Origin of the sequence: Nocardioides marmorisolisilvae (assembly GCF_003725775.1) — a bacterium.
In the GTDB taxonomy this organism is placed as follows: domain Bacteria; phylum Actinomycetota; class Actinomycetes; order Propionibacteriales; family Nocardioidaceae; genus Marmoricola; species Marmoricola marmorisolisilvae.
Window position 1 is genome coordinate 1,497,722 of the sequence record NZ_RJSG01000002.1, and the last position, 22,368, is coordinate 1,520,089.

Annotated in this window: 20 protein-coding genes; 6 read left to right on the forward strand and 14 right to left on the reverse strand. The window is 69.2% G+C overall.

What is annotated here, in order from left to right; genetic code table 11:
- The 3 genes from EFL95_RS11365 to EFL95_RS11375 all read right to left on the reverse strand — a co-directional run bounded on the left by EFL95_RS11365 (window position 1) and on the right by EFL95_RS11375 (window position 2,686).
- Window positions 1–867 carry an MlaE family ABC transporter permease gene (locus tag EFL95_RS11365; RefSeq protein WP_246004910.1) on the reverse strand — a complete coding sequence of 289 codons (867 nt, stop codon included), beginning with the start codon at window positions 865–867 and terminating at the stop codon, window positions 1–3.
- A complete protein-coding gene (locus EFL95_RS11370) occupies window positions 864–1,691 on the reverse strand; it encodes an MlaE family ABC transporter permease (protein WP_123234932.1) in 828 nt (275 codons plus the stop codon). Before EFL95_RS11370 ends, EFL95_RS11365 begins: the two co-directional genes overlap by 4 nt.
- 116 nt (window positions 1,692–1,807) lie before the next feature.
- Window positions 1,808–2,686: an SCP2 sterol-binding domain-containing protein gene (locus EFL95_RS11375; protein WP_123234072.1), complete on the reverse strand. Its 879-nt coding sequence runs from the start codon at window positions 2,684–2,686 to the stop codon at window positions 1,808–1,810.
- Between the two features lie 225 nt (window positions 2,687–2,911).
- Here EFL95_RS11375 and EFL95_RS11380 point away from each other — a divergent pair, with 225 nt between their 5' ends.
- Window positions 2,912–4,210: a choice-of-anchor P family protein gene (locus EFL95_RS11380; RefSeq protein WP_123234073.1), complete on the forward strand. Its 1,299-nt coding sequence runs from the start codon at window positions 2,912–2,914 to the stop codon at window positions 4,208–4,210.
- Between the two features lie 10 nt (window positions 4,211–4,220).
- Here the strand turns inward: EFL95_RS11380 and EFL95_RS11385 are convergent, their stop codons facing one another.
- Both EFL95_RS11385 and EFL95_RS11390 read right to left on the reverse strand, forming a co-directional pair.
- Window positions 4,221–5,150, reverse strand: a complete 930-nt coding sequence (locus EFL95_RS11385) for a DNA-3-methyladenine glycosylase family protein (protein ID WP_246004911.1) — start codon at window positions 5,148–5,150, stop codon at window positions 4,221–4,223.
- Window positions 5,151–5,184: 34 nt separating this feature from the next.
- A complete protein-coding gene (locus tag EFL95_RS11390) occupies window positions 5,185–5,886 on the reverse strand; it encodes a L,D-transpeptidase family protein (RefSeq protein WP_123234074.1) in 702 nt (233 codons plus the stop codon).
- A gap of 69 nt (window positions 5,887–5,955) precedes the next feature.
- Here EFL95_RS11390 and EFL95_RS11395 point away from each other — a divergent pair, with 69 nt between their 5' ends.
- Window positions 5,956–7,458, forward strand: a complete 1,503-nt coding sequence (locus tag EFL95_RS11395; RefSeq protein ID WP_123234075.1) for an ATP-dependent DNA ligase — start codon at window positions 5,956–5,958, stop codon at window positions 7,456–7,458.
- Window positions 7,459–7,523: 65 nt separating this feature from the next.
- Window positions 7,524–8,084, forward strand: a complete 561-nt coding sequence (locus tag EFL95_RS11400) for a TetR/AcrR family transcriptional regulator (RefSeq protein WP_123234076.1) — start codon at window positions 7,524–7,526, stop codon at window positions 8,082–8,084.
- 13 nt (window positions 8,085–8,097) lie between these two features.
- Here EFL95_RS11400 and EFL95_RS11405 read toward each other — a convergent pair whose 3' ends face one another.
- From EFL95_RS11405 to EFL95_RS11415, 3 genes are all read right to left on the reverse strand, one after another.
- A complete protein-coding gene (locus EFL95_RS11405) occupies window positions 8,098–9,108 on the reverse strand; it encodes an aromatic ring-hydroxylating oxygenase subunit alpha (RefSeq protein ID WP_123234077.1) in 1,011 nt (336 codons plus the stop codon).
- Window positions 9,105–11,510 carry a cytochrome P450/oxidoreductase gene (locus tag EFL95_RS19915; protein WP_123234078.1) on the reverse strand — a complete coding sequence of 802 codons (2,406 nt, stop codon included), beginning with the start codon at window positions 11,508–11,510 and terminating at the stop codon, window positions 9,105–9,107. Before EFL95_RS19915 ends, EFL95_RS11405 begins: the two co-directional genes overlap by 4 nt.
- A 122-nt stretch (window positions 11,511–11,632) precedes the next feature.
- Window positions 11,633–12,130: a CYTH domain-containing protein gene (locus EFL95_RS11415; RefSeq protein WP_148045030.1), complete on the reverse strand. Its 498-nt coding sequence runs from the start codon at window positions 12,128–12,130 to the stop codon at window positions 11,633–11,635.
- Between the two features lie 78 nt (window positions 12,131–12,208).
- On the opposite strand from EFL95_RS11415, the gene EFL95_RS11420 reads away from it, so the two are divergent.
- A complete protein-coding gene (locus tag EFL95_RS11420; RefSeq protein WP_123234080.1) occupies window positions 12,209–12,883 on the forward strand; it encodes a TetR/AcrR family transcriptional regulator in 675 nt (224 codons plus the stop codon).
- 29 nt (window positions 12,884–12,912) lie between these two features.
- Here the strand turns inward: EFL95_RS11420 and EFL95_RS11425 are convergent, their stop codons facing one another.
- Both EFL95_RS11425 and EFL95_RS11430 read right to left on the reverse strand, forming a co-directional pair.
- Window positions 12,913–13,323, reverse strand: a complete 411-nt coding sequence (locus EFL95_RS11425; protein WP_123234081.1) for a VOC family protein — start codon at window positions 13,321–13,323, stop codon at window positions 12,913–12,915.
- A 132-nt stretch (window positions 13,324–13,455) separates the two neighbouring features.
- Entirely contained in the window at window positions 13,456–14,736 is a 1,281-nt protein-coding gene (locus EFL95_RS11430; RefSeq protein ID WP_183407131.1) for an acetyl-CoA C-acetyltransferase, read from the reverse strand.
- A gap of 214 nt (window positions 14,737–14,950) precedes the next feature.
- Between EFL95_RS11430 and EFL95_RS11435 the strand changes: the two genes are divergently transcribed.
- Window positions 14,951–16,282 (forward strand): 3-oxoacyl-ACP reductase, encoded by a 1,332-nt coding sequence (locus tag EFL95_RS11435; RefSeq protein ID WP_123234083.1) that lies wholly within the window; start codon window positions 14,951–14,953, stop codon window positions 16,280–16,282.
- Window positions 16,282–17,163 carry a MaoC family dehydratase gene (locus tag EFL95_RS11440; protein ID WP_221176370.1) on the forward strand — a complete coding sequence of 294 codons (882 nt, stop codon included), beginning with the start codon at window positions 16,282–16,284 and terminating at the stop codon, window positions 17,161–17,163. Before EFL95_RS11435 ends, EFL95_RS11440 begins: the two co-directional genes overlap by 1 nt.
- A 48-nt stretch (window positions 17,164–17,211) precedes the next feature.
- Here EFL95_RS11440 and EFL95_RS11445 read toward each other — a convergent pair whose 3' ends face one another.
- From EFL95_RS11445 to dxs, 4 genes are all read right to left on the reverse strand, one after another.
- Complete coding sequence (locus EFL95_RS11445; protein WP_123234084.1) at window positions 17,212–18,072, reverse strand: acyl-CoA thioesterase; 861 nt, start codon at window positions 18,070–18,072, stop codon at window positions 17,212–17,214.
- On the reverse strand, window positions 18,072–19,010 hold the full coding sequence (locus EFL95_RS11450) for a proteasome assembly chaperone family protein (RefSeq protein WP_246004912.1): 939 nt from the start codon (window positions 19,008–19,010) through the stop codon (window positions 18,072–18,074). Before EFL95_RS11450 ends, EFL95_RS11445 begins: the two co-directional genes overlap by 1 nt.
- A 142-nt stretch (window positions 19,011–19,152) precedes the next feature.
- Window positions 19,153–20,427: a hypothetical protein gene (locus tag EFL95_RS11455; protein ID WP_123234085.1), complete on the reverse strand. Its 1,275-nt coding sequence runs from the start codon at window positions 20,425–20,427 to the stop codon at window positions 19,153–19,155.
- An 8-nt stretch (window positions 20,428–20,435) separates the two neighbouring features.
- A complete protein-coding gene (gene dxs, locus EFL95_RS11460; RefSeq protein WP_123234086.1) occupies window positions 20,436–22,334 on the reverse strand; it encodes a 1-deoxy-D-xylulose-5-phosphate synthase in 1,899 nt (632 codons plus the stop codon).
- Between the last annotated feature and the right edge of the window lie 34 nt (window positions 22,335–22,368).

Genomic DNA, 22,368 nt, shown 5'->3' on the forward strand with positions numbered 1-22,368 from the left:
TCACCCCGAGACCCGGAAGCCGGACGCGCTGCCCCAGAAGAGCAGCGTCATGACCATGTCGAGCAGGACGACCGAGACGATGCTCGCGCGGATCGCGCGGCCGGTCGCCTCACCCACCGCCTGCGGACCGCCGCTGGCGCGCATGCCGTACCAGCAGTGGATCAGCGCGATCGCGGTCGAGAAGACCAGGATCTTCACCACCGAGAGGAACACGTCGCGCGGCAGGATGAACGTGGAGAAGTAGTGGTCGTACTGGCCCGGCGACTGGCCGAACAGGACCACGACCGAGAGCGCCGAGGCGATGTAGGAGCCGATCAGGCCGATCAGGTAGAGCGGCAGGATCGCGATGCCGGTGGCGATCACGCGGGTCGTGACCAGGAAGCGGATCGGCGGGATCGCCATCACCTCGAGGGCGTCCACCTCCTCGGCGATCTTCATCGAGCCGAGCTGGGCGGTGAAGCGGCAGCCCACCTGGGAGCCGAGCGCCAGCGCCGCGATGATCGGGGCGAGCTCGCGGGTGTTGGCCGAGGCGGAGATGAAGCCGGTGAGCGGCGCGAGGCCGACGATCTCCAGGCCGTTGAAGCCCTCGATGCCGAGCGACGTACCGGCCGAGAGCGCCAGCAGCACCATGACGCCGATGGTGCCGCCGCCGACGACCAGGGCGCCCGAACCCCAGGCGATGTCCTTGAGCTGGCGCAGCACCTCGCGGTGGTAGCGGTTGATCGTGATCGGGATCGAGGCGACGGTGCGCGCGCAGAAGGTGCCGAAGTCACCGATCTGGGCGAGAGCGGTCATCAGCCCGTCGACCATCTTGACGATGTAGTCGGCGACGCTGGGTCGCGGCGTCGGGCTGTCGGCGGCGCTCATGTGATGCTCGCCGGGAAGACCATCACGTAGGCCTGCGTGATCGCGACGTTCACCGCGGCCAGGATGATGACGGACAGGACGACGGCCTCGTTGACCGCATCAGCCACGCCCTTCGGGCCGCCCTTGGCGTGCAGTCCCTTGTGCGAGGCGACGATGGTCGCGATGAAGCCGAACAGCAGTGCCTTGAACTCCGCGAGGAAGAAGTCCATCGGGTTGCTGAAGGAGATGAAGGAGTCGAGGTAGGCGCCGGAGCTGATCGAGCCGCCACCGACGTTCATCACGTAGGCGGTGGTCATCGCGGTCATCGAGACGATGACGGTGAGCAGCTCGGCGACGACGAGGGCCGCCAGCACGCGGGGTGCGACGAGACGTTGGACCGGCGAGATGCCCATGACCTTGAGGGCGTCGATCTCCTCGCGCACGGTGCGTGCGCCGAGGTCCGAGCAGATCGCGGAGCCGACGGCGCCGGCGATCATCAGCGAGGTCACCAAGGGTGCGCCCTGACGGAGCACGCCGATGCCGTTGACCGCGCCGGAGAACGAGGTGGCGCCGATCTGATTGGCGACCGCGCCGATCTGGACCGAGGTGATGACGCCGAACGGGATCGCGACGAGGATCGTCGGGAGCAGCGAGACCCGGGTCATGAACCAGGCCTGCAGCATGAACTCTTCCCACGAGAACTTGCGGCGGGCGATGTCCGAGGCCATGGCCTGGATCGACTCGACCCCGAGGACGACCAGCTCACCGCTGGTGATCACACCCTTGCGCGCACGGTCCAGGAGGTGGTCGAGTTGGGTGCGGCCGGGGATGGCGATACTGCTCATCTCTGCCTCCCACTGCTCGATGGCCGCCTGCATCCTGCAAAACGTCGCCCGGTGCCGGGAGTTACGCAGGTCACAGTTGGATTGCAGCGGTACTGTGCCAGTGATCTTGTCATCGATCAAGCACCCTGGCTTCCCGGGATCCGCATCACCGAGTTGAAGCCCAGCGCCTTGAGAACCTGGCCCCGGACCTGGAGCTGGCCGGAGACCACTCCCCTGACCGGGTTGAGGTGTCCGAGCACCAGGCGCAGGAACTCGTGCCCCTCGAGGACCAGGGTCGCGTCGACCGGTTCGTCGACTCCGGCGTCCGGCAGGACGGTGCACGCGCCGTCGGTGATGCGGACGACGTACCGGTCGACGTCGCCGTCGGGCCTGCCGCCGATCTCGAAGCCGACGCCGACCCGTACCCGCTCCGCCTTCTCGGCGATGACGAACTCGGGGACGCGCCGGAAGACCTCGGTCAGCACCAGCTCGCGAAAGCCGCCGGCCATCACCGCAGCGAGGTGCTCGGTGCGGGCACCTTCGATCGCGGAGGAGACGGCGACGGGGTCGAGAGCCGCAGCATCGATCAGCGGTCGACCGCTGGCCGTCGTGACGCGGGTGCCGATCGCGAGCAGCAGGTCCTCGTCGCCGACGACGTCGAGGAGCCCGGAGAGGTAGAGCAGGGCGCCGTCGGCCTGGCCGGTGACCAGCCGGACGGCCGGAGCCAGCGGCAGCCGGAGACAGACCTGCGGATCGGCGTCGACCAGCGACACCCCGGTCGGGCCGAAGCGGACGGACCACGACTCGCGACCACCCGCGGGCAGCTCCACCTCGACACGCACGACGCCAGGTGGTCCAGTCCACGGCCCCTGTTGGTTGGACAACGTTGCCACCAGAGCGGCAACGGCCTCGGCCCGGAGCTCAGCGGTCCCGAGCAGCGCGGTCAGCGTGTCGTCGTCCGCGGCGGCGAGCACGGCGGGATCCCACCGGCCCACGGCTGCGGCGAGGTGCTGCACGCGCTGTCTCCTCTCCCTGCCGGGGCGGGAGGCTCCCCCGGGTGTAACGGAGACTGTCACAGCCGTTTACAGAACGGAAGGCTGAACACAGCACAAATTTCGGTTCTTCGTTGCTGATTAGCGATACGCCTGGGTTTCGTGTGTCAGGAGTCGTGACATACTCAAGTCCTCCCTCCCGTTCGGGCGTCTCGGCGTCCCGATTCCCTATCCCCCTGGAGGTGCTTCGTGCGCCGACTCGTATCCGCCCTGAGCGCTGCCGCCCTCGTCGTGACGGCTGGCGCCGCTGCCGCCGTCGCACCGGCCAGCGCGGCCGACCCGCAGCTGTGGGTCTACCAAGGCTCGTCCGGTGGCACGCAGATCAATGCGCTGGGTACGACGATCAGCTCCGGTCCGACCGTCGCGTCGAACCTCGCCGACTCCGCCGTCCCGAACTCGCACACCTCGACCATCGCCTCCGTGCACCTCGCGAGCCTGCTCGACGTCGGTGCCGTGGAGAGCGGCCAGGTCGCCGAGCGCTGGACCAACCCGGGCTCTGACGGCAACGGCGTGAAGATCACCTCCCGCGTGAAGATCGCCGGCATCAACCTGCTGAACGGTGCCATCAAGGTCGACGCGATCGACGGCTCCACCTCCGCCGCCGCGGACAGCACCACCTCGGGCATCAAGCTCGCCGGTACCGCGAACACCACGTTCGTGAACCTGACCATCGGCGGCAAGTCCTACCCGGTGAACATCCCGGCGAACACCAAGGTCACCATCCCCGGCCTGGTCTCGATCGTCATCAACGAGACCAAGGAGACCAAGGGCCCGAAGGCGATCCAGGAGCAGGGCTCCGCGCTGCACCTGACGCTGCTCAAGGCCCAGGGCAACGCCCCGGCCGGCGCCGAGATCTGGCTGGCCCGCACCCAGGCGGGTGTCTCCCCGGCCGGTACCAGTGACGCGCTCCCGGTGGGTGGCTTCGCCTACGGCACCTTCATCGGGGTCAAGGCCGGCGACAACATCAAGGTCCTCTCGCAGCCGACCGGCATGGTCAGCCTCCCGTCGCAGGGCACCAACGGCACGCCGTACACCAACTCCACCGCTGCGGTGAACGTCCCGAAGGTCGCCACCCTCGGCGTCCTGCAGACGCTGGTCAACGGCAAGACCATCCCGGGCTACGCGGATGCGAACACCGGGGCCGACATCGCCAACATCAACCTCCTCGGAGGCGCGATCAAGGCTGATGCGATCAACGTGGCGACCCACGTCAACCACACCGCTGGTGGCGACGTCGCCGAGGCCCGGACGAACTTCGTCCACCTCGTGATCGGCGGCAAGCAGATCCCGATCGACGTCAAGCCGAACACCCAGATCTACCTGTTCGGCATCGGCCAGGTCTGGGTCAACCAGCAGATCACCACGCCGGGTTACGCGGCCGTGGTCGGCGTCCGGGTGATCCTGTCCGTCGCCAAGTTCGGGTTGCCGGTCGGCGCTGACATCCAGCTGGGTGTCGCGGCGAGCTACATCTCGCTGCCGGGCGACTGATCCACCAGCACTAACGGGTAGACCCCGGCAGGTGTGTCCGCGGAGCCATCCGCGGACCCCGCCGGGGTCTTCCGTTTCCGGAGGCGGCCACCAGGTGCTGCACCCGGTGCCGGTGCGGACGGTACGGCTCGAGCAGCTCGGCGAGCGCGTCGTCGTCGACGTCCTCGCCGGTGAGCGCCCAGCCCACGTCCTTGGCGACGTGGTAGTCGCCGAAGCTGACGGCATCCGCATCGCCGAGCGCGGTCGCGCGCACCTCGGCGCTGCTCCACACCCCGATGCCGGGCAACGTGCGGACCCTGCGGTCGAACTCCTCGGGTGAACCCGCGCCGGCACGCTCGAGAGCATCAGCCACCCGGCACGCGGCGAGCAGCGGACGCGACCGGCCGCCGTCGACCGGCAGGCGCAGCCACTCCCACGACGGGATCGCGCGCAACTGCTCGGGCGTCGGCTGCAGCATCAGGCCGAGCGGTCCGGGCGCGTGCTCACCGTGCTGGCGCACCAGCTTCCGGAACGCCCCGAACGCCTCCTGACCCGTGACCTTCTGCTCGATGATCGTCGGCACCAGCGACTCCATCACCAGCCCGGTCCGTCCGAGCCGCCAGTGCTGGAGTCGCCGCCAGGCTGCCGCCAGGACCGGGTGCTGGGGGTCGAAGCCGGAGACGTCGTCGTCCGCCCCGAGCATGGCCGGCAGCGCGTCCAGCGCCCAGTCCGCGCCCGGCCCCCAGGCCCTGGCCTGGATCTCGCCGTTGAGGTCGAGCGGCTGGACCTGGAACGTCGCCGCACCCTGGGGCGTGCGCAGCGCCCGCGCGTGGGTACCGTCTGCAAGCACCCGGTACGTCGGATCGCCGGCGCCTCGACGGTGCACCCCGAGCACCGAGCCGACCGGGCACGGCCACGCCGGTGTCCAGGTGCGGCTGGCTTCCAGGGCGGGGTCGGTCACCGGGCCAACCTAGGCCACCGCTCCCCCAGGATCGTCAGCGACTGATGGCGATGACCGGCTTCCGGTTCGGGCTGAGGTCGTGCATCACGACGAGCATGAACCAGCTCGGCGCCGAGACGCAGCCAGCGGTCGCGCCCCTCCCGTTGACGTGCAGGAAGATCCCGGCACCGCGGTAGTGCACCGGGTTGTAGTAGTTGTAGGCGACCACGACGCTCATCAGGTACTGCGTCGGGTACGCCGCCAGGCGTTCGGACCCGTTGACCGGGGAGACCAGGTTCCAGCGGAACCCGCCGAGCTCCCGGCTGCGGTAGCGGTTGTAGTACGCCGAGGTGTTGTCCTCGACCCAGTAGTCGTTGGCGTCGAACTTCTTGTACGGCATCGACCAGCCGGCGTGCGGGGACTGGCTCCCGAACGTGTAGGGCAGGTTGTAGGTGCCGAGCGGCGTGGTCCCGGAGCCCTGCTTCCGGCTGGTCCCGTCGACCAGACCGCCGTAGCCGGTACGCCCCGACGCGGTGCGGGCGATGCGTTCCCAGCGACCGTTCACCTGCGTCCACAGCGTCACCATCGCGTAGGTGCCGTGGGTGTGCCGGACGGTGATCACCTGGCTGCTGCCCTGCGGCAGCGCGACCGACACCCCGTCGAGGGTGATCGTCCTGGTCGACGACGCCGTGGCTCCCGGCGCCGGGGCGAGCACTGCTGCTGCCACGAGCGCCGCTACCGCGGCCTTGATGCGCATGCGTTCCTCCCTACCCCGATCCTCCCCGACGGAACCGTGGCTGTCGGCGGGAACCGGCAGGATGGACTCATGCACCTGGCCGACCTCGCTCGCGTCTCGACCGCCGTCGCGGCAACGCGCTCCCGGCTGGAGAAGCGCGCGTTGATCGCCGACCTGCTGAGCGCTGCGCCTGCTGATGAGATCGACCTGGTCGCGACCTATCTCTCCGGGACACTCCGGCAGCGGCGGACCGGCGTCGGCTGGCGCGGGTTGGCCGACCTGCCACCGCCCGCCCGGGTCGCCTCGGTCGGCCTGCTCGAGATCGACGCGGCCCTCGAGCAGATCGCCGCCTTCTCCGGCATGGGCTCCTCCCTGGCCCGCAAGCGAGCGGTGCACGACCTCTTCGCCGCGCTGACGGACGCGGAGCAGGACCTGCTGCGCGCGTTGATGACCGGCGGAGTGCGCCAGGGGGCTCTCGACTCGGTGATGCTCGACGCCATCGCCGCGGCTGCCGACGTCCCGCTGGCAGTCGTGCGTCGGGCCGCGATGTTCAGCGCTCCCACCGGACCGATCGCGGTAGCAGCGATGACCGGCGGGGTCGACGCGCTCGCCGCCTTCGACCTGGTGGTCGGCCGGCCCGTCCGACCGATGCTGGCGTCCTCGGCACCCTCCGTGCCTGAAGCCGTCGCCGCACTCGGCGACGCGGTCGTCGTGGACACCAAGCTCGACGGCATCCGGATCCAGGTGCACAAGCAGGGCGAGGAGGTCCTCGTCTTCACCCGCAGCCTCGACGAGATCTCCGAACGGCTGCCCGGCGTCGTGACCGTGGTTCGCGCACTGCCGGCCGATGGACTGATCCTGGACGGCGAAGCACTGCTCGTCGCCGAGGACGGCCGCCCGCGTCCGTTCCAGGAGACGGCCTCGGAGACCGCCTCCCAGGGCGGCACGCTCGCGCGTCCGTACTTCTTCGACCTGCTCGCCGTCGGGGGCGAGGCACTCATCGAACGACCTGGCCACGAACGCTGGTCCCGGCTCGACGAGATCGTCCCGACCGCGTTCCGCACCGAGCGGATCGCCACGGACGACACCGCGACCGCGACCCGGTTCTTCGACGAGGCGGTGGCCGGCGGCCAGGAAGGCGTCATCGTCAAGGACCCGACGGCTCCCTACGAAGCCGGGCGGCGTGGCGCTGCCTGGGTGAAGGTGAAGCCGCGACACACCCTGGACCTGGTCGTGCTCGGCGTCGAGTGGGGCTCGGGCCGACGGCGCGGGACGCTGTCGAACATCCACCTGGGTGCCCGCGATCCCGAGACCGGCGACTTCGTGATGCTCGGCAAGACCTTCAAGGGCATGACCGACGAGATGCTGGCCTGGCAGACCGAGCGGTTCACCGAGCTCAAGGTGTCCGACGACGGCTGGGTCGTGACGGTGCGCCCCGAGCAGGTCGTCGAGATCGCCTTCGACGGTGTGCAGCGATCGACGCGCTACCCGGGCGGCGTCGCCCTCCGGTTCGCCCGGGTCCTTCGGTACCGCGACGACAAGACGCCGGCAGAAGCAGACACACTCGAGGCCGTGCGCAGATTCCTCGCCTGAGACAAACCATTTATCTGTGTCGCCGTTTCCGACATGAACGCACAAGATGTCGTAGACTGGGTCACATGAGCACTCCCGCCTTCTACGACGAGCTCCGGGCCCTGCGCCTCGAGCGTGTGCTCGACGCCTCCGTCGCGATCATCACGGAGGAGGGGTGGGACCGGCTGAGCATGACCAAGGTGGCCCAGCGCTCGGGTGTCCCCCGCCAGAGCCTCTACAAGGAGGTCGGCACCAAGTCCGAGCTCGGCGAGGCCGTCGTCCACCGCGAGGTCGACCGCTTCCTCGCCGGCGTACGCGACGGGCTTGCTGCCCACCCGGGTGACACGGTCGAGGGTCTCGGCGCGGCCGCCCGGTTCGCCCTGGAGTACGGCGAGACCAACGACGTGCTGAAGGCGATCCTGCGGCCCGGTCACGATCCCGAGCTCCTGGAGCTGCTCACGGTCCGGCCCGAGGCGGTCCTGGCCCAGGCCACCCAGGCGATCGGCGAAGCCCTCGGCGACGCATCGGAGGCCATGGTCGACACCATGGTCCGGTTGACCATGAGCCACGTGCTGCAACCGACCGTCGGCATCGACGAGGCCGTGGACCGGATCAAGCGCACGATCCACGGCTTCATCGCTGGTTGAGCTTGTCGAAACCCTAGCGACCGCGCTCTTCCTCGATCATCGACTGCATGATCCGGCGCGCCCGCAGGGCGGCGCGGTCAGCCTTGACGTTGACGTAGCGGCGCGGCGCGGTGTCCTCGTCGAGACAGCGCTGCATGGTCTCGAGCACCGAGATGTCGCGGTCGGCCATCTCAGCGAAGACGTCGGCCAGCTGCGTGCCCACGTCGGGCGAGACCGCGTCGCCGCGCCAGGAGATCTGGACGAACACGTGCGTGGTGCCTGCCGACTCGGGGGTGAAGCCGTGGGTCCGGACCAGCTCGAGCTCGGGACCGTCGGAACCGGTGATCGTGTAGGTCTGCTTGTGCAGGCCCGGCGTCACGAACGTGCCGGTCTCCTTGCGGCCGAACGACTCTGCACTGGTGAGCCCGGAGACCTGCGCCTCCCACGGCGCGAGCGGAGCCTTCGGCAGCTCACGCGTGTAGGACACCGAGACCTCGGACATCTCGACCTCCTCCATCGGAGGGAGCGCCTCGATGCCCGGCGGCACCATCTCCGGGTGCATCTCGAAGACGTTGGTCAGGTCGAGGTAGTGCTCGTGCAGCAGCAGCAGGTTGGCGGCCACCGTGCGCAGCTCCCCGACGCTGCCCCATCCGTCTCCCTGGAGCCAAGGCGTCGACGGTGGAGGACGAAGCCGTTCGCCACCCGGGGTTCCGGTCCAGACCCAGATGAAGGGACCGCGCTCGACGACCGGGAAGGAACGCACCTGGGCGCCCGACGGCGGGTTGTCCTGGGACGGCACGCGCACGCAGCGGCCCGCTGCGTCGTAGGTGCAGCCGTGGTACCCGCAGACGACCAGGTCACCCTCGCGGTGGCCGGCCGACAACGGGTAGGGGCGGTGAGCGCACCGGTCCTCGAGCGCCGCCACCGAACCGTCGGAGAGGCGGAACAGCACGACGGAGGTGTCGACGATGCGTCGCGGAGTGAACCCGTCGCCGACCTCGTCGGAGGTCGCGGCGACGTACCAGCAGTCCTGGGGGTAGCTCATAGGTCCAGCACCAGCTTCTTCGACAGCGAGCGAGAGACGCAGGTCATGACGGTGTCCCCACGCTCACGCTCGGACTTGGACAGCACCGAGTCGCGATGGTCGGGTTTGCCGTCGAGCACGTCGGCCTCGCAGGTGCCGCAGATGCCCTCCATGCAGGAGCCCATCACGTCGACGCCCGCCTTCTCGACGGCGTCGAAGATCGACATGCCCTCAGGCACGGACACGGTCACGCCCGAGCGCGAGCACTCCACCTCGAACGTGTCCAGCGCGTCCGCGGAGGCCTCGACCTTCTTGGCCGCGAACCGCTCCAGGTGCAGGCTGCCCTCGGGCCAGGCCTCGCAGTTCTCCTCGACCGCGTCCAGCAGCACGCCCGGTCCGCAGCAGTAGACCAGCGTGTCCGACCGCGGAGTCCCGAGGACCGCCGGGAGGTCGAGCAGACCCTTCTCGTCCTGGGGCCAGACCGTCACGCGGTCGTCACCCTCGAGCCGATCGAGAAACGCCATCGATGCCCGGGTCCGACCGCCGTACAGCAGGCTCCACTCGGCACCGCGCGCCTCGGCCGCCTCGATCATCGCGATGATCGGGGTGATGCCGATGCCGCCGGCGATGAACTGGTAGCGCGGTGAGGCAACGAGCGGGAAGTGGTTGCGCGGTCCCCGCACGCGGATGGTCGAACCCTCGACGAGCTTGTCGTGGACGTGCGCCGACCCGCCGCGGCTGTTCGGGTCGCGGAGGACCCCGACCTTCCACGACCTCTCGTCTGCCGTGCTGCCGCACAGCGAGTACTGCCGCGTCAGCGAGGAGCTCAGGACGAGGTCGATGTGGGCGCCGGCAGTCCAGGACGGGAGCTGTCCGCCGGTCGGGTCGGCGAGGGTGAGCTCGACGATGCCCTCGGCGACCTCGCGGCGGGCCTCGATCCGCAGGTCGACCTCGCTCTCGGCGGTGCTCGTGACCCAGCCTTCGCGGGACGGGATGCGCGCGGTCTTCGGCGCGGCCGCCTTGCGAGGACCGGACCGTCGCTCCTCGCCGATCGGCGTGAGCGTGACCATCATCTTGGTGTAGCCGCGGACGAAGTTCGACTGCAGGTACTCCGGCTCCTCGACGACCTCGATGTCGTCGAACCGCGCCAGCAGCTCCTCCCACAGGATCCGCAGCTGCATCTCGGCCAGGCGGCTGCCCATGCAGCGGTGGGTTCCGATGCCGAACGACAGGTGGTGGCGCGCGTTCTGGCGGTCGATGATGAAGTCGTCGGGGTTCTCGAAGGTGCGCTCGTCTCGGTTGGCCGAGGCGTACCACATCACGACCTTGTCGCCCTTGCGGATGAACTGGCCGTTCAGCACCGTGTCCTGCGTGGCGATGCGGCGCATGTGGGCCAGGGGCGTCTGCCAGCGGATGATCTCGTGGACCATCTTCGTCACGAGCCCGTGGTCCGCCTTGAGCCGGTCGAACTGGTCCGGGAACTGGTTGAGCGCGTACACGCCGCCCGACATCGAGTTGCGGGTGGTGTCGTTGCCGCCGACGACGAGCAGGATCAGGTTGCCGAGGAACTCCATCGGGCGGTTGATCAGGTCCTTGGTGTCCTCGGACATCTGCATCAGGGTGATCAGGTCGTAGCCGGGCTTCTCGCCTGCAGCGCGGCGGGCTGCCTTGTCGTGCCACAGGTCACTGAAGCTCTTCGCCATGTCGCCGATGCCCCGGTACATCTCGTCCAGGTCGTTCGAGCCGCCGGTGCCCGATGCGCTGCCGGCTGCGAGGTCGGTCCAGTAGACGAGCTTGCGGCGCTCCTCGTACGGGAAGTCGAGCAGGGTGGCGAGCATCCGCGAGGTCAGCTCGACGCTGACGTGGTCGACCCAGTCGAACGGCTCGTGCACCGGAAGGTCGTCCAGCACCTCCTGCACGCGGGAGCGGATCAGCCCCTCCATCTCCTCGAGGTTCTGCGGAGCGACGACACCCTGGACCGAGGCGCGCTGCTGGTCGTGGCGCGGCGGGTCCATGGCGATGAACATCTCGACGTCCAGACCCTCCGGCGGGCTGCCGATCACGATCTGCGGCTCCGCGGAGAACCGCTCGAAGTCCTTGTCGACGGTGATGATGTCGTCGTACCGGGTGACCGACCAGAACGGGCCGAAGGCACTGTTGGCCTGGAAGTGCACCGGCGCTTCGTCCCGCAGCCGTTTGAAGTAGGAGTGCCACTGACCTTGGCCGTAGAGGAACGGGTTGCTCAGGTCGATGTCGGTCAGCTCGACCTGGTCGACGTCAGGGATCTGCTCCTCGACGAAGACCGGCTGGTTGCTGCCGAGCACCAGCCTCTTGGCCTTCTGGAACAGGTGCAGCCCTTGGACCTGGCGCTGCATCGGGATCGTCGCCTGCGCCTTGGTGATGACTTGGTCGAGAACGCTCATGCCTTCAGCCGCCTTGGGGTGAGTTCCTGTCTCCTGACAAAACTAAACCACAAGTCGCGGGTGATGACAATATCTAGTTTTTTGTCGCAGCCCCTGGATTGTGTGCTCAGCCGGTGTGCTCGTCAGATAACCGCCCGACCCGCGGCCAGCGCTCCCCCGGAGTAGCGGTCGTCGCGGGTGACCTCCGCCCCGAGCCAGGCCGGCAGCACGAGATCCGCCTCCAGGTCCTCGACCTCGACCTCGGCGAGCACCAGGCCTGCGAGCGGGCCGTGGAAGACGTCCACCGCGAACCCGGCGCAGAGCGATCTGGTCTTCACCAGGTCGGCGCCCGGCAGCGCCACCAGCATCCGGTACTCGTCCTCGGACAGGTAGAGGTTGGTGATCGCGACGATCGACGGATCGTCCACGTCCGGCCTCACCTTCTGGGTGAGCTTGAAGACCGGCTCCCCCTCGCCGCGGACGGCCCGCACCCGCAGCGTGCCGCCGTCCAGGTAGCGGTCCTCGATCAGGCGCGACTGCTCGAGCGGCTCCGGCGTACCGGTGACCAGGAAGCGCCGCTCGCGCTCCGGCTTGGCGTACTTCCCCTGCCCCGGCGTACGGCGCCACGTCTCCGTTCCCACGGCGACCATGATGCACGTCGCGGGACGAGTTCCTCGTGCGACAAGTGTGTAAACCGGAGTTGCACTACAGTTCCGGACATGAGCACCCCCAGCCGGCAGTCCGCGGCTGCTGCCCGGCGCAAGGCGCGCGAGCAGCAGATCCTGGCTGCCACGCGGGCGCTCTTCGACGAGAACGGCGTCCGTGACGCCCAGATCGACGACATCGCCAAGGCCGTCGGCATCAACCGGGCGATCATCTACCGGCACTTCAGCGGCAAGGAAGAGCTGTTCGCGCTCGCCGTCGAGGGCTACCTCGAGGAGCTGAAGGATCGCCTGGAGAAGGCGGCCGCTGATGCGTCCGGCTCCCCCACCGACAAGCTGCGCGCCGTGGTCGGCGCGTTCGTCGACTACGGCCTGGAGTACCCGGCGTTCGTCGAGTGCGCGCAGACCCTGATGCGACGCCCGGGGCCCGAGCTCCTCGAGCAGGTCAGCGAGGGCGCGCTGTTCCGCCTCGGCCGTGCGATCTCCGCCTGCCTGCGCACGCTGAAGGAGACCCTCGAGGAGGGTGCCGAGTCCGGCGACTTCAAAGTCGGCGACAGCGTGCTGGTCGCCAACTACATGTACGCCTCCGGGCTGGGAGCGCTCCAGCTCGCCCGGATCGGGATGCTGGTCAAGGAGAGCTCGCCGGGCATCCCGACGATCTCGCGCATCTCCGGCGACCAGGTCCGGGACTTCCTGACGACCACCGCGGTCGCCCTCGCTGCCGGCCACTAACCGACCGGGGGCAGCGCGGAGCGGGTAGGTCAGCCGCCCCCGGCGATGTTGACCAGCCACGAGGTCCCGAACCGGTCGACGCACATCCCGAACTCGTCGCCCCACGGCTGAAGGGCCAGCTCGACCGTCACGGTCCCTCCGTCCGACAGCGCCTGCCAGTAGCCACGCAGTTCCTCGGTGTCGTCCCCGCCGAGGCTGACCGCGAGATTGTTCCCGGGCCGCAACGTCTCGCCCGGCAGCATGTCGGCCGCCATCAGCGTGAGGCCGGACGCTGTTTCCAGCCGGCCGTGCATGACCTGGTCGCCCACGCCGTGGTCGTCGGTGCCGAAGTCGCCGAAGTGGTTGATCGTGAGGTCGCCACCGAAGACGTCCTGGTAGAACGCCAGAGCGGCCGAGGCATCACCCGCGAAGCTGAGGTAGGGGTTCAGTCGAGTGGTCATGGACCGACGATAGAGGGCTCATTCCAGCGCCGACGGGCCCAGAGGCTACGCCCTCATCCGGGAAGAGCCACTCAAGCGAAAGGCGCGGGTGGTTGCCCACCCGCGCCCGTCACACATTCCACACGCTCGGTATCAGCGCTCCAGGATGGCGACGACGCCCTGGCCACCAGCAGCACACACCGAGATCAGCGCGCGGCCGGAGCCCTTCTCGTCGAGCAGCTTCGCGGCGTTGGCCACGATGCGCCCGCCGGTCGCGGCGAACGGGTGACCGGCCGCCAGCGAGGAGCCCTTGACGTTGAGCTTGCTGCGGTCGATCGAGCCGAGCGGCGCGTCCAGACCCAGGCGCTCCTTGCAGAAGATCGGGTCCTCCCAGGCCTTCAGCGTCGAGAGCACCTGCGAGGCGAAGGCCTCGTGGATCTCGTAGAAGTCGAAGTCCTGCAGCGTCAGGCCGGCACGGGCGAGCATCCGCGGGACGGCGTACGCGGGGGCCATCAGCAGGCCCTCGCCACCGTGCACGAAGTCGACCGCCGCGGTCTCGTAGTCGGCCAGGTAGGCCAGCGGCTTGAGGCCGTGCTCCTTGGCCCACTCCTCCGAGCCGAGCAGCACCACCGAGGCGCCGTCGGTCAGCGGGGTCGAGTTGGCGGCCGTCATGGTGGCGGCTTCGCCCTTGCCGAAGACCGGCTTCAGGGTCGCGAGCTTCTCGATGTTGGAGTCGGCACGCAGGTTGTTGTCCCGGTCGATCCCGTTGAACGGGGTGATCAGGTCGTCCTGCCAGCCGGCCTCGTAGGAGGCAGCCAGGTTGTGGTGCGAGTTCACCGCGAGCTCGTCCTGCGCCTCGCGGGTGATCTGCCACTCCAGGGCGGTCAGCGCCTGGTGCTCGCCCATCGACAGGCCGGTGCGCGGCTCGCCGTTGGACGGGATCGCCAGCGAGATGTCGCCCGGGCGGATCGAGGCCAGGATCTTGACCCGGTCCGCGTTGGTCTTGGCGTTGTTCAGCTTGATCAGCTTCTTGCGGAGCTTCTCGCCGATCGCGATCGGGGCGTCCGAGGTGGTGTCGGTGCCACCGCCGACGCCGGAATCGATCTGGCCCAGCGCGATCTTGTTGGCGACGTAGATGATCGCCTGGAGACCGGTGCCACAGGCCTGCTGGATGTCGACGGCCGGGGTCTCGGCCGCGAGGCGGGTGGAGAGCACGGCCTCACGGGTGAGGTTGAAGTCGCGGGAGTGCTTGAGCACCGCGCCGGCGGCGACCTCACCGAGGCGCTCACCCTCGAGGTTGAAGCGGGCCACCAGGCCGTCGAGGGCCGCGGTCAGCATCTCCTGGTTGGACGCCGTGGCGTAGACAGAGTTGGAGCGCGCGAAGGGGATCCGGTTGCCACCGAGGATCGCCACGCGGCGAGTCTTGTCCTGCATGAGAGGTCTCTCCTGATCTGCGGAAGGTGGAAACAATACTGGCGCGTAACATCGGGGATTGGAACGGAGTGAGTGCCACGTCACGAAACTTGGACACTGAGTTACAGCTGAAGTTACATTTCGTGACGGTACAACGCTCGGACCCCCTGAAAACATCCCGTCGGACCCCCGCCCCCAGCGTGGGATCCAGCCCCCAGATCAGCAAGGAATCCCGATGAACGACCGTTACCAGTCCTTCAGCTCGAGCCCGATCGGCCAGATGTTCGTCAAGAACCTCGGCCTGCCGAGCCCGGAGAAGCTCGACCGCTGGCACGAGGGCGCCCCGCTGGTCGACGGCACCGTCGTCGTGGGCGGCACCGGCCGCGTCGACGTGGTCAGCGTCCTGGACGGCCTCGGCATCGCCAGCACCACCAAGGCCGCCGAGGGCGAGAAGTACAAGGGCCTGGTCTTCGACGCCACCGGCCTGACCACCCCGGAGTCGCTGGTCGCGCTCCAGGAGTTCTTCACCCCGCTGCTGCGCAGCCTCAAGGGTTGCGCCCGGGTCGTCGTCATCGGTACCAACCCGACCCAGACCGAGTCGACCGACGAGCGGATCGCCCAGCGCGCGCTCGAGGGCTTCACCCGCTCGCTCGGCAAGGAGATCGGCAAGGGCAGCACCGTCAACCTCGTCTACGTCGCCCCGGGCGCCGAGAGCACCCTGGACTCGACGCTGGCGTTCTTCCTCTCCCCCAAGTCGGCCTACGTCTCCGGCCAGGTCGCCCGCCTGGGCCTGACCGGCACCAAGAAGGCCGGCAAGGTCGCCGACGCCGCCAAGCCGCTGGCCGGCAAGGTCGCGATCGTCACCGGCGCCTCACGCGGCATCGGCGAGCAGATCGCTCGGGTGCTGCACCGTGACGGTGCCACCATCCTCGGCATCGACGTGCCGCAGGCGGCGAGCGAGCTGCAGGCGGTCGTCAAGGAGCTCGACGGCGACTTCCTGACCCTCGACATCACCGCCAAGGACGCGGCCCAGCGGATCGCCCACCACGTGAGCGAGAAGTTCGGCGGCGTCGACATCGTCGTCCACAACGCCGGCATCACCCGCGACAAGAAGCTCGCGAACATGGCCGAGGACCGCTGGAACTCGGTCATCGCCGTGAACCTGTCGGCGCCGGAGCGGATCACCGCCGAGCTGCTCGAGCAGGGCCTGATCAACAAGAACGGCCGGATCATCGGCGTCTCCTCGATCGCCGGCATCGCGGGCAACGTCGGTCAGACCAACTACGCCGCCTCGAAGGCCGGCGTGATCGGCTTCGTCGACGCGATCGCCCCGACGTTGAAGAACGACATCACCATCAACGCGGTGGCGCCGGGCTTCATCATCACCGCGATGACCGCCGCCGTGCCGTTCGCCACCCGCGAGGTCGGCCAGCGGATGAACGCGATGGCCCAGGGCGGCCTGCCGGTCGACGTCGCCGAGGCGATCGCCTGGTACTCCTCCCCCGGTTCGTCCGCCGTCAACGGCAACGTCGTGCGGGTCTGCGGCCAGATGATGCTGGGCGCCTGATGACCGAGCGCATCGTGGAGGGCAGCGCTTCGGCCCTGCCGAGCATGCTGAAGGCTGCGCTGCCGGTCGTGCCCGGGGTCAACCTGATCCCGGGCGTGGCCAAGAAGGGCGGCGACCTGCCCGACCTGCGGCTGACCCGCAAGGACGTGGCGATCGACCCAGCGCACGTCGCGCAGTACCGGGACGTCTGCGGGTTCGAGCCCGGCCAGACCCTGCCGGTCACCTATCCGCACATGCTCGCCTTCCGGCTGCACATGGGGATCATGACCGACAGCTCGTTCCCGTATGCCGCCATCGGCAGCGTGCACCTGCGCAACTCGGTCACCCAGCACCGCGCGATCGCCCCGACCGAGCGTCTCGACGTCTCGGCCACGGCGACCAACAAGCGGATGCACGCCAAGGGCACGATGTTCGACTTCCTGACCACGGTCACCAGCGACGGTGAGCTGGTGTGGGAGTCGACCTCGACCTACCTGCGCCCCGGCCGCGGCGACAAGGACGCGAAGCCCGAGGGTGCGCCGTTCGAGGTCATCGCCGGCAACGGCACCGAGTGGAAGCTGGGCGCCGACCTGGGCCGTCGCTTCGCCGCGGTCTCGGGTGACTACAACCCGATCCACCTCTACCCGCTGACCGCCAAGGCCTTCGGGTTCCCGAGCCAGATCGCCCACGGCATCTGGACCAAGGCCCGCTGCGTGGCCGCGATGGAGAGCCGACTGCCCGACGCGGTCACGATCGAGGTCGAGTTCCGCAAGCCGGTGATCCTGCCGACCAAGGTCGCTTTCGGGTCCCGGATCGTCGACGACGGCCCGAACCAGGGCATCGACTTCTCGATGACCAACCCGAAGAACGGCAAGCCGCACGTGGTGGGTCGCACCCGCTGACCCGCGGACTCCGGGCCTGTCGAGATCTCTCGGCAGGCCCGTTTCCGTTTACGGGGCGTGGTAGCGGATCAGGCCCTCCTGGGCGACGCTCGCGACGAGGCGGCCGTCCTGGGTCCAGATCCGTGCGATCGCCAGGCCACGCCCACCGGAGGCGGACGGGCTGTGCTGGTCGTAGAGCCACCACTCGTCGGCCCGGAACGGCCGGTGGAACCAGATGCTGTGGTCCAGGGACGCCGCCTGCATGCCCGGCGAGGCGATGAAGACCTGGTGCGGGATCAGCGTCGAGCCCAGCAGGGTCATGTCGCTGGCGTAGGTGAAGGCCGCGACGTGCGCGAGCCGGTCATCAGGCATGTCGCCCGCGACCCGGATCCACAGCCGCGCCTCGGCGGGCCTGGTCGGGTCGTTCAGCTCGCCGCCGGGACGGGAGTTGCCGGCGAAGCGGACCTCGAGGGCACCCCACTCCTTGGGCCAGTCGTCCTCGTTGCCGGTGCGCGAGCGGAAGATCTCGGCCAGGTCGACGCAGTCCTCGGGTGCCGGGACGTCGGGCATGGTGTCCTGGTGCTCGAGCCCGTCCTCGGGCACCTGGAAGTTCAGGGTCATCGCGAAGATCGGGCGACCGTGCTGCCGGGCGAGCACGCGGCGGGTCGCGAAGGACCGTCCGTCACGCACGTCCTCGACGTCGTACACGATCGGGACCTGGGTGTCGCCGGGCCGCAGGAAGTAGGAGTGCAGCGAGTGCACCTCGTACGTCGGGTCGACGGTGCGGGTCGCGGCCACCAGGGCGTGCGCGGCCACCTGACCGCCGAAGACCCGCTGGAGCGAGGTCGCCGGCTGGCGGCCGCGGAACAAGTTGTCCTCGATGACCTCGAGGTCGAGCAGGTCGAGGAACTCCGCGATCGTCGAGGGCATCAGGCCTGACCTCCGCGGCCGTCGTCGTCGAGCCCGGCGAGGAACTCCTCGAACTGGGCGCCGATCTCCTCACCGGTGGGCAGGTCCTCGGGGTCGAGCTCGGTGTCGTCGGCCATCAGGCTGTCGGCCTCGCCGCGGTGGAACGCGTCGTACTGCTGCTCCAGGCCCTCGACCACGGCGCGCACCTCGTCGGAGTCGGCCACCTGGGTGGCGATCTCGACGCGGCGCACCTCGGCGGCCTCGTCCAGCTCGGCGGTGTCCCACGCCAACCCGGTCACCGCGCCGACCTGGCTGAGCATCGCGGACGCCGCCTCCGGGTAGCCGAAGGCGGCCAGGTAGTGCGGGATGTGCGCGACGAAACCGGTGGCGTCGTGGCCCCACTCGCCCAGGCGCACCTCGAGCAGCGACTGGGCGCTCGACGGGATCCGGATCTCGCCGGCCCAGACGTTCTCGGAGATCAGCAACCGCTTGGAGGTCGCATGGTTGGTCAGCTGCACCGGTCGGGTGTGCGGGACGGCCATCGGCACCGAGCCGAGCATCACCGAGAGCCGGACCTCGAAGTGCTCGATCACCTTGCGCACGGCGTCGGCGAAGCCCTCCCAGCGCATGTCCGGCTCGGGGCCGGTCAGCAGCAGAAAGGGGGTGTTGCTCAGGTCGTGCAGGAGGCGCACCACCAGACGCGGGGCGTCGTAGTCGGTGTAGTGGTCCTCGAAGAAGGTCATGGGTGGGCGACGGGCGCGGTAGTCGTAGAACTCGTCGACCTCGAAGCTCGCCACGATGCGGCTGCTCGAGCTCTCCAGCAGGTGACCCGAAGCCAGGGCGGACGCGTTACCGGCATCCAGGAAGCCGTCCAGGGCGATCACCATCACCGGACCGTCGCTGAGCCCCTCGAGCTCGGGGACGTCGTCCACGATGTGTACGAATCGCGCCTGGGTCACGCTCACTCCTCGGTCGGTGTCTTCAGGTCCAGCCTAGAGTCACCAACGCTGCGGACGCGCCCGGTATGCCCGACGGATCGCGTGATCCGAGTCCCACTGCGCCCAGGTCACCGGGTTTCAACAGGCTCGACGATCACAGGGCCTAACCGTAGATCTCCAGGATCCGGTGGGCCGCGTCCTTGGCCAGCTCGGACCCGGAGATGCCGAGGACCTGCTCCAGCACGGCGTCCTGATCCTCGTCGGTGGTGCCGTCCCCGTTGTCGTGCAGGGCGTCCATCAGCTCCCAGAGGCGGGCCGAGCCCTGGGTTGCCACGATCCAGTCGCACGCCATCCAGGCCAGCGCGTAGTTCCACGCCTGGTCCGGCCCGTTGAACCCGGCCGAGGCCGGCAGCGCCGTGACACCCTGCCGCGCACGCTTCACCGCGACCGTCGCGATCCGTCGCTGGTCGGTCGGGATCGACCGGGCGCCCATGTACTCGGCCAGGCCCTCGGCGAACCAGACCGGTACGCCGTCGTCGCGATCGCCCACCGCGACGTGGGTGAGCTCGTGCCGCACGATCCGGTCCAGGAACGGCTGGCCGGCGCGGACCGAGCTCGGCAGCAGGGTGAACCGGACGCCCGCGACCGCGGACTGCCCCAGGACGGCGTACATCGGGAACGTCATCGCGCCGAGGTGCTTGATGTTGCCGCCGGGCACGCCCTCGTAGCTGTCGAGCACCGTCTTGGCGCTGAACACGTAGACGACGACCTTGCCGGCCCAGGCGAACGGGAGCCCGTCCTGGACGTTCGCGATCCCGCGCCGCAGTGCGCTGTTGATCAAGCCTGCCTCGTGCCAGGTGCCGTTGTCGTAGAGCTGGAGGGTCTGGCCGCTGCGGTAGACATGGATCCGGACGAGGTCCCAGGGCGAGGGCGAGGACCCCGGGAACTGCTTCCCGGCACCGGTCAGCTCGGAGATGATCACCGGCTTCCCACCCTTGCGTCCGAAGGCGAAGCCCGTGGTCCTGGCGATCGGGACGCTGTCGAACCCGGCGAGCTGGGTGGAGATCTTCACCTGCGGGATCGAGGCATGCGTCCCCCAGGCCTTGGCGCGCAGCTCGGCGGGCCAGTCGGACTTCAGGACGGTGTACTCGAGGGTCTGGACGGGCAGCGCCTGCATGTTCGCGAAGTACCGACGCTGCCGGGAGATGAGGCGAGCGTTGCTGCTGTCCAGGGTGGCCAGGAACGCACTCAGCTTGTCGTGCAGGATCGCGTCGGCGCGCCGGTCGAGAAGCTTCTGGGCCTCGCCGGCGGTGACGGTGCCGGTGGCCGCGGTGGTGTGGATCGACGTGCTGTCGTTCGAGCAGCCCGACGCGAGTCCGGACCCGATCAGGAGTAGGGCGAGGACAGCGGTCCCCCAACCGCTTCGTGTCGATCGCATGCCTGGCCCTAGGGCGCGTCCACCAAGGAGTGGCCAGCGTCCAGAGCCGTGACGTCCTCGACGATCTTGCGGGCGAGCGCCTGCGCGGTCAGGCCGATCTTCTCCAGGATCGACTCGCGCTTGGCGTGGTCCAGGAACTCCTGCGGGATGCCGTGCAGCCGGAACGGGACCGAGACGCGTTCGTCGTTGAGCAGCTGCAGCAGGTTGGCACCGAAACCGCCGACCCGGCCGTTGTCCTCGACGCTCACCACGAGGCGGTGCTCGGCGGCGAGCGGAACCAGGGCCGGCTCGATCGGCTTGACCCAGCGCGGGTCGACGACGGTGACGCCGATCCCCTGGTCCTCCAACCGCGCGGCGACCTCGACCGCCGTGGCCGCCATCGCCCCGGCAGCGACGATCAGCACGTCCTTGGCCCCGCGTCGGACCAGCACGTCGGCGTCGCCGACCTTGGACACGGTCGGGATGTCCTGCTCGGGCGGTGCGCCCTTCGGCAGCCGCACGATCGTCGGTGCGTCGTCGACGGCGACGGCCTCGCGCAGCAGCTCCCGGACCCGGGCACCGTCGCGCGGTGCGGCCAGGCGCAGGCCGGGCACGACCTGGAAGATCGACATGTCCCACATGCCGTTGTGGCTGGCGCCGTCGTCACCGGTGACACCGGCGCGGTCGGTCACGAAGGTGACGCCGCACTTGTGCAGCGCCACGTCCATCAGCACCTGGTCGAACGCGCGGTTCATGAAGGTCGCGTAGATCGCCACGACCGGGTGCAGGCCACCCATCGCCAGGCCGGCAGCGCTGGTCACCGCGTGCTGCTCGGCGATCCCGACGTCGAAGGTGCGCTCGGGGAAGCGAGCGGCGAACCGGTCGAGCCCGACCGGGTAGAGCATCGCCGCGGTGATCGCGACGACGTCCTGGCGCTCCTCACCGATGGCGACGATCTCGTCGGTGAAGAAGTCGGTCCAGATCCGGCCCTTGGGGCGGGCGACGCCCGTCTCCGGGTCCATCGGGCCGACCTGGTGCATCTGGTCGTTCTCGTTGCGCTCGGCCGGGTCGTAGCCGAAGCCCTTCTGGGTGATCACGTGCACGATCACCGGGCCGCCGAACTTCTTGGCCTGGGTGAGCGCCTGCTCGACGGCACCGAGGTCGTGGCCGTCGATCGGGCCGACGTACTTCAGGCCGAGGTCCTCGAAGAGTCCCTGGGGAGCGAGCGCGTCCTTCATGCCCTTCTTCATGGCGTGCAGGGCGTCGTAGACCGCCGGCCCGACGCCGCGAACACCGTTGAGGCGGCGCTTGACCTGGTCCAGCACCTGCTCGTAGCGCGGGTTGGTGCGCATCCGCGTCAGGGCGCTGGCCAGACCACCGACGGTCGGCTGGTAGGACCGCCCGTTGTCGTTGACGACCATCACCAGGCTGCGGTCCTTGCCGACCGCGATGTTGTTGAGCGCCTCCCAGGCCATGCCGCCGGTGAGGGCGCCGTCGCCGATCACCGCGACCACGTGCCGGTCCTCGCCGCGGATCGCGTAGGCCTTGGCCAGACCGTCGGCGTAGGAGAGCGACGTGGAGGCGTGCGAGTTCTCCACCAGGTCGTGGTCGGACTCGGAGCGGCTCGGGTACCCCGACAGGCCGCCCTCGGTCCGCAGGGAGTCGAACTGGGTCGCGCGGCCGGTCAGCATCTTGTGCACGTAGGCCTGGTGGCCGGTGTCGAAGACGACCTTGTCGCGCGGGGAGTCGAAGACCCGGTGGATCGCCAGGGTCAGCTCGACCACGCCGAGGTTGGGTCCGAGGTGACCACCGCGGGGCGCGCAGGTGCGCACCAGCTCGTCACGGATCTCGGCGGCGAGCTCGGTGAGCTGGCGGTCGTCGAGCCGGCGCAGATCCTGCGGTCCGGTGATCGACTCCAGGTGCCCCATTGCCCTGCTTCCCCCAGATCGGTCGTGGTGGTCG